Source organism: Blastomonas sp. UPD001, assembly GCF_003426715.1.
Lineage (GTDB): Bacteria > Pseudomonadota > Alphaproteobacteria > Sphingomonadales > Sphingomonadaceae > Blastomonas.
The window spans coordinates 651030-661250 of the sequence record NZ_QKVT01000001.1 but is presented as its reverse complement, the minus strand read 5'-3'; the positions used below and the strand labels follow the sequence as shown (position 1 = coordinate 661250).

The window sequence follows — 10221 nt, the reverse complement described above, 5'->3', positions numbered from 1 at the left end:
GTTCGATCTGACCCGCAGCCTGACCGCGTCGGCAGGCCTTCCCGCCTATGAGATCAGCAACCATGCCCGGCCCGGCGAGCAGAGCCGCCACAATCTCGCCTATTGGCGCTATGGCGACTATGCGGGGATCGGTCCCGGCGCGCATGGGCGGCGTGGGAGCTTGGCGACCGAGCGGCACCGCAAGCCCGAGAACTATCTCGGCGCGATCGCGCGCAACGGCCATGGCCTCTCGATCGAACGCCCTCTGGACGGGGAAACCCGCGCGATGGAGGCGCTGCTGATGGGACTGCGCCTGGCCGAGGGCGTCGATCTGGCCCGGATCGCCGCACTATCGGGCGTGGAAGAGGCGGCGCTGATCGATCGAGGGGCTGCGGAGAAGCTGGAGGCATTGGAGCTTGTGCACATGTCGGGCGCGCATCTGACCGTGACCGAACAAGGCATGCCGCTGCTCGATGCCCTGCTCGCCGAACTGGTCGCGATTGAGTCGCCACAAGCGCTCTGATAGCCTGACGGCATGACCGCGCACTCGATCCCGCATCTGCTCGAACGCTGGCGGTCGCACCTTGCCGACAATCGCCGCCGCTCGCTGCACACCGTGCGCGCCTATGTCGCCACGGCCGAGCGGCTGGTCGACTTTTTGGGCGATCATTGGGGTGAGGCTGCGACCGAGCAGCGCCTGACGCGGGCGACGCCGGCGGACTTGCGTGCCTTTCTGGCGTCAAGGCGCGGTGATGGCCTGACCAACCGCAGCACCGCACGCGAACTGTCGGCGATCCGGGCCTTCCTGGCCTTCGCGGCGTCCGAAGCGGGCAGCGAGGTTGCATCTCCGCGCCTCAAGGGGCCGAGGCTCAAGCGCTCGCTCCCCCGGCCGATCGCGCCCGACGATATCATGGCGCTGGGCGACAGCATGGCGGCGCGTGATGCGCCCGCCTGGGTGCAGGCCCGCGACTGGGCGGTGCTGCTGCTACTTTATGGGGCGGGCTTGCGCATCAGCGAGGCGACGGGGCTGAAGGCAGAGGTGCTGCCCGTCGGCGAGACGCTGCGGATCATCGGCAAGGGCAACAAGCCGCGCGTCGTACCGGTGCTGCCGCAGCTCCGCGAGGCGATGGCGCATTATGCCGCGCTCGCCCCCTTCGCGCTCGAACGCGATCAGCCGCTGTTCCGGGGCACGCGGGGCGGCCCGCTCTCGCCGGCTTTGGTCCGCCGGGCGATGATGAACGCGCGTCGCCTGCTCGGCCTGCCCGAGGATGCAACGCCGCACGCGCTGCGCCACAGCTTCGCGACGCATCTGCTGGCGGGCGGCGCCGACCTGCGCTCGCTGCAGGAACTGCTCGGCCATGCGAGCCTGTCATCGACCCAGATCTACACCCATGTCGATGCCGCGCATCTGCTCGACGTGTACGAGAACGCGCATCCGCGCGCGTGATCGCGTTCAGTCGTGCTGCACCGGATCGGCATGCGGCCGCCAGAAGATCACGCGGACGATATAGACCAGCACGATGATGCCGATCACCGCGGTCGAGGCGGGACCGGTATATCTGTCGATCTCCTCGAACCGCGCGCCCAGCTGATAGCCGATGCTCGCGAACACGACGTTCCACACGCCCGCACCCGCGAAGGTCCAGACGAGGAACTTGGTCCGGCTCATCTCGAAAATGCCCGCGGGCAGTGAGATCAGCGTGCGTACGGTGGGAACCATGCGTGCGAAGAACATGGTCGCGCCGCCATAGCGGTGAAACAGCATGGTGAAGCGGTCGATCTCGTACCGATCAAGCGTGAACCAGCGGCCCCAGCGCGCGACGAAATGGTCGAGCCGCTTGAGCCCGAAGGCACGGCCGATGGCGTACCAGAAATAATTGCCCGCGACCGACCCGATGGTTCCCGCGACAATGACGAGCCACAGGTTCATGTTGCCCTTGCCCGCCTCGATCCCGGCAAGGCCCATGATCACTTCAGAAGGGATCGGCGGAAACACGTTTTCCAGTGCCATCAGGAACGCGACGCCCCAATATCCGCCGCGCGCAACCAGATCGATGACGAAATCGCTCATGCCTTGTTCTCCAGGCGCGCCTCGATCGCGTCCCAGATCATGCCCGCAACATCGCTGTTGTTGAACGCGCTGATCGCGACGATGCCGGTTGGCGAGGTGACGTTGATCTCGGTCAGCCAATGGCCGCCGATCACATCGATACCCACGAACAGCAGCCCGCGTTCCTTGAGTTCGGGCCCCATGGCGTCGCAGATTTCCTGCTCGCGCGGCGTCAGCTCTGCCGCTTCGGCATAGCCGCCCACCGCGAGATTGGAGCGGAACTCGCCTTCGCCCGGCTTGCGGTTGATCGCGCCCGCGACCTTGCCATCGACCAGCACGATACGCTTGTCGCCCTGGGCCACTTCGGGGAGGAAGGGCTGGACCATGAAGGGTTCGCGCCAGATCTGGCCGAACAGCTCGACCAGCGCGGAAAGGTTCGCGCCATCCTCGCCGATCAGGAACACCGCCTTGCCGCCATTGCCGTGCAGCGGCTTGACCACGATCGCACCATGCTTCGCCTGGAAGCGCTTCACCTCGTCGAGCGAGCGGGTGATCAGCGTAGGCGGCATGAAACGCTCGAAATCGAGCACGTAGACCTTTTCGGGCGCATTGCGCACCGATGCGGGGTCGTTGACCACCAAAGTCCGGCCCTTGAGCCGCTCGAGAATGTGGGTTGCGGTGATATAGCCGACATCGAAAGGCGGATCCTGCCGCATCAGCACAACATCGACATCCTCGCCGAGGTCGAGCCGCACCGGATCGCCGAAGGTGTAATGGTCGCCCGGGACGTTGCGCACCGTTACCGGATGGGCGTGGCACGTCACCTGCCCCGCTTCATAGCTCAGCGTCGCGACATCATAATGATAGAGCGTATAGCCGCGCGCCTGCGCCGACAGCATCAGCGCGAAGCTGCTGTCGCCCTTGATGTTGATGCCGGGCATCGGGTCCATCTGCACCGCGATTTTCATGGGAGAAAAGCCTTTTTTCGAACCAGAAAGAGGGGCAGTGGCGGTCAGTCGCCCTGCCAGACGTGCGTCAGATGGCGCGGCAGGCGCCCCGGCGCAAGCAGGATCACGTCGATGCGTGCATCCTGGCCGTCGCGCACGAAGCGCGGCATCAGCGCCTCGGCGGCGGCAGCGACGCGGCGCAGGCGGTGATGATCGATCGCCTCATCGAGCTCGCGCAGGCTATGGCGGTGCTTGACCTCGACAAAGGCGACGATGCGCCCGCGCCTCGCCACCAGATCGACCTCGCCCAACGGTGTGCGCACGCGATGGGCGAGGATGCGCCAGCCCTTGAGCCGCAGCCACCAGGCCGCGAGCGTCTCGGCGCGCCGTCCCGCCGCTTCGGCCTCGCGCCGCCGCGCCTCAGCCATCGCGCTCGGCCATGATCCGCGCATAGAGTGCCTTGCGATCGAGCCCGAAGCGCTTGGCGACCTCACCTGCGGCCTTGCCCGGCGGCATGGCGGCAAGCGCCAGTTTCAACGCGGCTTCGACCTCATCCTCGTCCGCCTCGACTTCATCCTCAAGCGGCGGACCGACGACGATCACGATCTCGCCCCTGGGGGTCGCCTCGGCATAGCTCCCGGCCAGCTCGGCCAGCGTACCGGTGCGGGTTTCCTCGAATTTCTTGCTGATCTCGCGCACCACGGCGGCTTCGCGATTGCCGAGGCCCGCGTGCAGCGCCGCCAGGCACGCCGCGAGCCGCTTGGCGCTCTCGTAGAAGACCAGGGTCGCCGGGATTGCCGCCAGCGCCGCAATCTCCCTATCCCGCGCGCCCGCCTTGTTGGGCAGGAAGCCGTGAAAGTAAAATCTGTCGGTGGGCAGCCCCGCCAGCGTCAGCGCGACGATCACCGCGGACGGCCCGGGCACCGAATGGATCGCCACCCCCGCCGCGCGCGCCTCGCGCACCAGCTTGTAGCCGGGATCGGAGATCAACGGCGTCCCGGCATCGCTGACCAGAGCGACAGGCCCTTGTAATGCTGCGGAAATCAGCCGCTCGCGATCAGACGCGCGGGCATGGTCGTCATAACGTATCAGAGGGCGCTTGAAGCCGAGATGATGAAGCAGACCGCCCGTGACCCGGCTGTCCTCGCAGGCGATCAGATCGGCCTGTTCCAGCACCCGCCGGGCGCGTTCCGAAAGATCACCAAGGTTGCCGATTGGTGTCGCAACGATATACAGGCCGGGTTCGGGATCATGAATCACGCGGATGTTCATGGACCGGCAGGGCGGGAGCGACAAGCAGTGAAACAGTTTTATCGCAAATGGCAGGCTATCCTCATGCTGGTGCTGGGCAGCCTGGCGCTGGCGGCGTGCCAGACCATGGTGCCCAAGACCGCTCCGCCGCCGACGCCCAGCCAGCAGCCCGACAAGCCGGTGACCAAGCCCGATGACGGTACGATCACCGGCGTGCTGCCCACCGACGAGACACGCCACCGCATCGCGCTGCTGCTGCCGCTTTCCGGCAAGGACGCGCCGGTGGGCCAGTCGATCGCCAACGCCACCACGCTGGCGCTGATGGACACCAGGGCGAGCAACCTTCGCATCACCAGCTACGATACCGCCCAGGGTGCGCAGGCCGCCGCGCAGCGCGCGATTGCCGATGGCAACCGCCTGATCCTCGGCCCGCTGTTCGGCGACGACGTCGTTGCCATCGCCGCGGCCGCCAATTCCGCGCGCGTACCGATCATCAGCTATTCGAACGATGTCGGCATCGCGGGCAACAACGTGTTCGTGATGGGCTATGTGCCGGCGCAGTCGATCGATCGCGTCGTGCGCCATGCGCGCGCGCAGGGCATTACGCGCTTTGCCGCGCTCGTCCCAGCAGGCACCTATGGCCAGCGCGCGTCCTCGGCAATGCTCGCTTCGGTCAAGGCTGCTGGCGGCACGGTCGTGTCGATGCAGAGCTATGGCGCGGGCAATGCCGCGATCACCGCCGCGCTCAGGAAGATGCAGGGCGACAGCGCCTATGAGGCGATCCTGATTGCCGATAGCGGCGCGGCCGCGATCCGCATCGTACCGCTCGTCCGCGCCAATGGCGGCACCGATGCGCGAATCCTGGGCACCGAATTGTGGAACACCGAGCGCACGCTCGCCGCCTCGCCCGCGATGCGCGGCGCGTGGTTCGCCAGCGTCTCGGACGGTCTGTACCGGCAGTATGCCGCGAAATACCGCGCGCAGTTCGGCACCGACCCCTTCCGCCTCTCGACGCTCGGCTATGACAGCGTGCTGCTCACCACCCGCATCGCGCGCGACTGGAAGCCCGGCACCCCCTTCCCGATGGACCGCCTGCGCGATGCCGGCGGCTTTATCGGCCTCGACGGCGCCTTCCGCTTCGGCCGCAATGGCGTGGCGGAACGCCTGCTCGAAGTGCAGCAGGTCGGCGCTGGCACGCTGACGGTGGCCTCACCGGCTCCGAAGAGCTTTGCTGATTGAGGGGTTTTGCTCCGTTGCGTCCAACGAGGCTAGCTCTATGGCAGCATAGGCGAGCGAGTTTTGGTTAGGTTAGGCCTTCCGCACTCCATTTGTAGAAGATGACAAATAGGCTTCAATCTTCGGAACCCAAGCTGCGTAAGCGGCAGACCTTTGGCTCCATTCCTCTATGAAGACACCAGGAAGCTCACCGTTGTAGTACGCATACAAGTCCTCAACGGTGCGAATGGCGCCAAACAGTTCCATCCCTTGGGCGAGCAAATTTTCTTGCAGGATTATCAGGCCCTTGGCGTCATCTCTGTGAATGCGAAAATCTGGCGGCGTAGGCATTCCGCAAATGGGGTTTGTTGAATATAGTCGACGATCAAGGATCGGGTGATTGCTTGAATTCGACTCACCGAAGGCAGAAACGCCCGAATGGTGGATTTTGAACTCCACGAAGAAATAGTCAGAAAAACGACTTCGATATAATTGCACACCGAACTGAAATTCCCCAACCGCTTTTTTGAAACATTTCGCTGCAAGGGGAATTGCAAGCTTTGCAGCGGTCTTGTGTAACCACGGCTCAATCAAATTTGCAGTTTCCATAGCTGCTACCTCTCACGGTTGAACAACTACGTCCTTCACGAAGGACACCACGTCCAGTTATAGCTCGGCGAGTGGGGCGGTCTGATCTCAGAAGCAGCTTTGGGCACTCACCCGATCGACTGACCCGTCTTCGCCCAGTCAGCCATGAAGCCTTCGATGCCCTTGTCGGTCAGCACGTGCTTGAACAGGCCGCGGATCACGCTCGGCGGCATGGTGGCGACGTCCGCGCCGATGCGCGCGGATTCGAGGACGTGGATCGGGTGGCGGATCGAGGCGACCAGGATTTCGGTGTCGAAGGCGTAGTTGTCGTAGATCAGGCGGATGTCCTCGATCAGCGCCATGCCGTCAAAGCCGTTATCGTCGTGACGGCCGACGAACGGCGAGATGAAGGTCGCGCCCGCCTTGGCCGCGAGCAGCGCCTGGTTGGCGGAGAAGCACAGGGTCACGTTGACCATCGTGCCGTCGTCGGTCAGCTTCTTGCAGGTCTTGAGGCCATCGAGCGTCAGCGGCACCTTGATCGCGACATTGTCGGCGATCTTGCGCAGGATCTCGGCCTCCTTCATCATCGTCTCATGGTCGAGCGCGACGACCTCGGCCGAGACCGGGCCTTCGACCAGCGCGCAGATTTCCTTCGTCACCTCCAGAAAGTCGCGGCCCGACTTGGCGATCAGCGACGGGTTGGTGGTGACGCCATCGAGCAGGCCGGTCGCGGCGAGATCGGCGATTTCGGCGGTGTCTGCGGTGTCGACGAAGAATTTCATGGGCTGGCTCCTCAGCGCGGGGGGCGATTCTCGGAGCCGCCTATAGCGCGCCGGGCCGGGTGCGTTAATGGAAATCGGCCAGAAGCGGACCGACCGCGCAGCAAAAGGCCCGCTCCGCATGGTGCGGAACGGGCCCTTGCTCTGTCCTGGTTCCGGCAGAACCGGAACGTGCGGGATCAGTAGCGATATTCGTCCTTCTTGAACGGACCGGTCAGCGGCACGTCGATATAGGCGGCCTGTTCCTTGGTCAGTTCGGTCAGCTTCACGCCCAGCTTGGCGAGATGCAGACGGGCGACCTTCTCGTCGAGATGCTTGGGCAGCACGTACACGTCGTTCTGGTACTTGTTCGCGCCGCTGAACAGTTCGATCTGCGCCAGCACCTGGTTGGTGAAGCTGGCCGACATCACGAAGCTGGGGTGGCCGGTCGCGTTGCCGAGGTTCAGCAGGCGGCCCTTGGACAGCATGATGATGCGCTTGCCATCGGGGAATTCGACCATGTCGACCTGCGGCTTGATCTCGGTCCACTTCATGTTCTCGAGCGCACCGACCTGGATCTCGTTGTCGAAGTGACCAATATTGCCGACGATCGCCATGTCCTTCATCGCGCGCATATGATCGAGCGTGATGACGTCCTTGTTGCCGGTGGTGGTGACGAAGATGTCGGCGGTCGACACGACGTCTTCCAGCGTCTGCACGGCGAAGCCGTCCATCGCCGCCTGCAGCGCGCAGATCGGGTCGATTTCGGTGACGATCACGCGGGCGCCGGCGCCCTGCAGCGAGGCGGCCGAGCCCTTGCCCACGTCGCCATAGCCGCACACGACGGCGACCTTGCCGGCCATCATCACGTCGGTGCCGCGACGGATGCCGTCGACCAGCGATTCCTTGCAGCCGTACTTGTTGTCGAACTTCGACTTGGTGACGCTGTCGTTGACGTTGATCGCGGGGAACGGCAGCTTGCCCTTCTTGGCCAGGTCATACAGGCGGTGGACGCCGGTGGTGGTCTCTTCCGACACGCCCTTGATGTTCTGGACGGTCTTGGTGAGGTAACCGGGAGTCTGGGCCAGGCGGCGCTTCAGCACCTTGACGAAGCACTCTTCTTCCTCGTTGGTCGGGGTGAACAGTTCTTCACCGGCTTCGACGCGCGCGCCCCACAGCGCGTACATCGTGGCGTCGCCGCCATCGTCGAGGATCATGTTGCAGGTGGTGCCTTCTTCGGCGCCCCAGTCGAAGATGCGGTCGACATATTCCCAATATTCTTCCAGCGTCTCGCCCTTGATGGCGAACACGGGGATGCCCTGCGCCGCGATCGCGGCAGCGGCATGGTCCTGGGTCGAATAGATGTTGCAGGTGGCCCAGCGCACTTCGGCACCCAGCGCGACCAGCGTCTCGATGAGCACGGCGGTCTGGATGGTCATGTGCAGCGAGCCGGTGATCTTGGCACCCTTGAGCGGCTGAGCGGCGCGATATTCTTCGCGGATCGCCATCAGGCCGGGCATTTCGGTCTCGGCAATGGCGATTTCCTTGCGGCCGAAATCGGCAAGCGCAATGTCTGCAACAACGTAATCGTTGCGGTCGAGGGTCGGGGCACTGGCCACGCAATATCTCCTGAATGTCTGTCCTACTGGCCAACAGGGCGCTCGGAAACTCCGGCCCCCATACCCAGACTCGGCCTGACAGGCAAATATAAAGATTCCTTTATATGTCTTTGGTGAGGGCGGCGGGTGGCATTTCCTGCAGTCTGATCGCCCCGCTTCCCGATGCCCCCTTGCATTGCGACCGGGACGGGACAACATGCAGCCCTGTTTCAACCGCCCAGGAGGAGACGAATGCCATGATCAAAGTCGGCGACACCATCCCCAACACCAAATTCGTGCGCGCGACCGCCGAAGGTCCGCAGCAGGTCGAGGCCAAGGACTTTTTCGCAGGCAAGACGGTCGCGCTCTTCTCGGTGCCCGGTGCCTTTACGCCCACCTGCTCGGCCAAGCACCTGCCCGGCTTTGTCGAAAAGGCCGACGCGATCAAGGCCAAGGGCGTCGACGAGATCGCTTGCACTGCCGTCAACGATGCGTTCGTGATGGGCGCCTGGGGCAAGTCGGCCAATGCCGATTCGATCGCGATGCTCGCCGACGGCAACGGTGATTTCGTCGAGGCGCTGGGTCTGACGATGGACGGCACCGGCTTCGGCATGGGCAAGCGCGGCCAGCGCTTCGCCATGGTCGTCAAGGACGGCGTGGTCGACAAGCTGTTCGTCGAAGAGCCAGGCGACTTCAAGGTGAGCAGCGCGGATTACATGCTCGAGCAGCTCTGACCGCAGGACTGCGCTCTCCCACTTGGCGGAGAGCTACCCAGGCTGGCGAGCTTGCTCGCCAGCCGAGGTTGAAAGGGAGTGCCGGGTAGCGCAGCCCCTCTCCCGACCCTCTCTCCCCACGGAAATAGGGCCGATCCGTGATCAATAGCCCATCAGGCCCATGACTTCCTTGCGCGAGCGATGGTCGTCGAGGAAGCAGCCGAGCAGTCGGCTGGTGATCATCCCCACGCCGGGCGTGCGGACGCCCCGCGCGGTCATGCAGCTATGGCTCGCCTCGATGACGACGGCCACCCCATGCGGCTGCAGATGCTCCCAGATGCACGCGGCAACTTCGGCCGTGAGGCGCTCCTGAACCTGCAGACGCCGCGCATAGCCGTGCAGCACGCGCGCCAGCTTGGAAATGCCGACCACGCGATCCTTGGGCATATAGGCGATCGACGCCTTGCCGATGATCGGCGCCATGTGATGTTCGCAATGCGACTGGAACGGGATATCCTTGAGCAGCACGAGCTCGTCATAGCCGCCGACTTCCTCGAACGTGCGGCTGAGGTGCACGCTGGGATCGTCGCCATAGCCCGAACAATATTCCTTCCACGCGCGCGCCACGCGCAGCGGCGTATCGCGCAGGCCCTCGCGCTCGGGATCGTCGCCAGTCCAGCGCAGCAGCGTCACGATCGCCTGCTGCACGTCCTGGGGAACGGGGATCTTGCCCTTCTCCGACATTTCGCCGTCATCATCGGCATCATGGTACAGCATCTGGCATTCCCCCTTTATCACAAACTGCCGCGTCAGATAGGGAGCGGCGCTCGGCACTACAACCTCAGGGCCTTGATCGCGGCCGCAAGGCGGCCACATCGGCGGGGAACAATTGCGGTATTTGCGAGTTGCGCCAGAGCAGTTGCAGAAAACAAACATATATTAGTTGTCAATTGCAACTTTTTCCTCTGGACCTTCCCCTACGTTTCCGCCACGATGTTGCGGTGCAATATCAAAATCCGGAGTAACCGATGCGCGTCCCCCCCAGATGCGCGCTCTTCGCGGCAGCCTTGGCGCTGCTCGTCAGCGCTTGTTCGTCCGAGCCGCCCCCGCCGCCGCCGCCGC

Annotated in this window: 11 protein-coding genes and 1 pseudogene; 4 read left to right on the top strand and 8 right to left on the bottom strand. The window is 64.2% G+C overall.

The annotated features are described in order from the left end of the window. Both DM995_RS03125 and DM995_RS03120 read left to right on the top strand, forming a co-directional pair. Window positions 1–502, top strand: a pseudogene (locus DM995_RS03125) (radical SAM family heme chaperone HemW); the annotation flags it as partial. A 12-nt stretch (window positions 503–514) separates the two neighbouring features. Next, on the top strand, window positions 515–1426 hold the full coding sequence (locus tag DM995_RS03120) for a tyrosine recombinase XerC (RefSeq protein ID WP_116968461.1): 912 nt from the start codon (window positions 515–517) through the stop codon (window positions 1424–1426). 6 nt (window positions 1427–1432) lie between these two features. Here the strand turns inward: DM995_RS03120 and DM995_RS03115 are convergent, their stop codons facing one another. The 4 genes from DM995_RS03115 to rsmI are packed head-to-tail and all read right to left on the bottom strand — an operon-like array spanning window position 1433 to window position 4248. Then, window positions 1433–2050, bottom strand: coding sequence for a DedA family protein (locus DM995_RS03115; RefSeq protein WP_116968460.1), 618 nt, complete (start codon window positions 2048–2050; stop codon window positions 1433–1435). Next, complete coding sequence (gene gshB / locus DM995_RS03110; RefSeq protein ID WP_116968459.1) at window positions 2047–2997, bottom strand: glutathione synthase; 951 nt, start codon at window positions 2995–2997, stop codon at window positions 2047–2049. Before gshB ends, DM995_RS03115 begins: the two co-directional genes overlap by 4 nt. Before the next feature lie 44 nt (window positions 2998–3041). Continuing rightward, window positions 3042–3404 (bottom strand): YraN family protein, encoded by a 363-nt coding sequence (locus tag DM995_RS03105; protein WP_116968458.1) that lies wholly within the window; start codon window positions 3402–3404, stop codon window positions 3042–3044. Continuing rightward, the gene (gene rsmI, locus DM995_RS03100; protein WP_116968457.1) at window positions 3397–4248 is read right to left on the bottom strand and encodes a 16S rRNA (cytidine(1402)-2'-O)-methyltransferase; all 852 of its coding nucleotides are present in this window, start codon (window positions 4246–4248) and stop codon (window positions 3397–3399) included. Before rsmI ends, DM995_RS03105 begins: the two co-directional genes overlap by 8 nt. A 27-nt stretch (window positions 4249–4275) precedes the next feature. Here rsmI and DM995_RS03095 point away from each other — a divergent pair, with 27 nt between their 5' ends. Continuing rightward, a complete protein-coding gene (locus DM995_RS03095; RefSeq protein WP_353653348.1) occupies window positions 4276–5466 on the top strand; it encodes a penicillin-binding protein activator in 1191 nt (396 codons plus the stop codon). Between the two features lie 69 nt (window positions 5467–5535). On the opposite strand, the gene DM995_RS21100 is transcribed toward DM995_RS03095, so the two are convergent. The 3 genes from DM995_RS21100 to ahcY all read right to left on the bottom strand — a co-directional run bounded on the left by DM995_RS21100 (window position 5536) and on the right by ahcY (window position 8407). Next, complete coding sequence (locus DM995_RS21100) at window positions 5536–6051, bottom strand: hypothetical protein (RefSeq protein WP_157973056.1); 516 nt, start codon at window positions 6049–6051, stop codon at window positions 5536–5538. 107 nt (window positions 6052–6158) lie between these two features. Next, window positions 6159–6812 carry a fructose-6-phosphate aldolase gene (gene fsa, locus DM995_RS03085; protein ID WP_023836351.1) on the bottom strand — a complete coding sequence of 218 codons (654 nt, stop codon included), beginning with the start codon at window positions 6810–6812 and terminating at the stop codon, window positions 6159–6161. 176 nt (window positions 6813–6988) lie between these two features. Further along, a complete protein-coding gene (gene ahcY, locus DM995_RS03080; RefSeq protein WP_023836352.1) occupies window positions 6989–8407 on the bottom strand; it encodes an adenosylhomocysteinase in 1419 nt (472 codons plus the stop codon). Between the two features lie 236 nt (window positions 8408–8643). Between ahcY and DM995_RS03075 the strand changes: the two genes are divergently transcribed. Continuing rightward, complete coding sequence (locus DM995_RS03075) at window positions 8644–9120, top strand: peroxiredoxin (protein WP_023836353.1); 477 nt, start codon at window positions 8644–8646, stop codon at window positions 9118–9120. Window positions 9121–9261: 141 nt separating this feature from the next. Here DM995_RS03075 and folE read toward each other — a convergent pair whose 3' ends face one another. After that, window positions 9262–9876, bottom strand: a complete 615-nt coding sequence (gene folE / locus DM995_RS03070) for a GTP cyclohydrolase I FolE (RefSeq protein WP_031317570.1) — start codon at window positions 9874–9876, stop codon at window positions 9262–9264. Window positions 9877–10221: the final 345 nt, after the last annotated feature.